Source organism: Acidovorax sp., from assembly GCF_046291265.1.
Lineage (GTDB): Bacteria > Pseudomonadota > Gammaproteobacteria > Burkholderiales > Burkholderiaceae_C > Acidovorax.
This window is the reverse complement of sequence record NZ_JBKBTV010000146.1, coordinates 1-851: the sequence shown is the minus strand read 5'-3', so window position 1 is coordinate 851 and position 851 is coordinate 1. Positions and strand designations below refer to the sequence as shown.

Sequence of the window (851 nt, the reverse complement as noted above, 5' to 3'; positions counted from 1 at the left end):
GAGGATCCATTCCAGCGCCGCCGCGAGGGTGACCAGACGGTCGTGCGGTGTGCCGGTGATCCCAAGCCGGTAGTCGAAGCCGTGGAACATCGCCCGGACCACGTCCAGCCGTTCCAGAAGCGCCGCAACCGCCTCGGCCTCATCGATCCCGGCTTGGCGCTGATCCGCCGCGGAATACTGGCCTAGCGCTGATTTCAGGTTTTGGGCGATGCCGATGTAATCGACGATCAGCCCGGCGGGCTTGTCACGGAACACCCGATTGACCCGGGCGATGGCCTGCATCAGCGCGTGGCCGCGCATCGGCTTGTCGATATACATCGTGTGCATGGACGGCGCGTCGAAGCCGGTCAGCCACATGTCGCGCACGATCACCAGCTTAAGCGGGTCCTTCGGGTCCTTGGCGCGCTTGGCCAGCAGGTCGCGTCGGGCCTTACTTCCGATGTGGGGCTGCCAGGCTTCCGGGTCCGAGGCTGACCCAGTCATCACAATCTTCACCAGCCCGGCATTGTCGTCGTCGGCATGCCAGTCGGGCCGCAGGGCGACGATCTGGTTGTAGAGGTCCACGCAGATGCGGCGGCTCATGCAGACCACCATGGCCTTGCCGTCCATCGCCTGCACGCGCGCCTCGAAATGGACGACGAGGTCCTCGGCCACCATGCGCAGCCGCTTCTCGGCCCCGACAAGCGCCTCGACCTTTGACCACTTCCGCTTCAGCCGTTCCTGTTCGCTGACGGCTTCGTCCTCGGTCAGTTCCTCGATCTCGGCATCGACCTTGGGCTTTTCCTCCTCGGGCAGTTCGATCCTGGCGAGGCGGCTTTCGTAGTAGATCGGCACCGTCGCCCCGTCCTCGA

At 65.0% G+C, this 851-nt stretch carries 1 protein-coding gene; it reads right to left on the bottom strand.

The genetic code is table 11. The annotated features are described in order from the left end of the window. Positions 1–851 (bottom strand): UvrB domain 3-containing protein (locus ACK41V_RS23550; protein ID WP_409786109.1); only part of this gene is annotated, 851 nt, incomplete at both ends.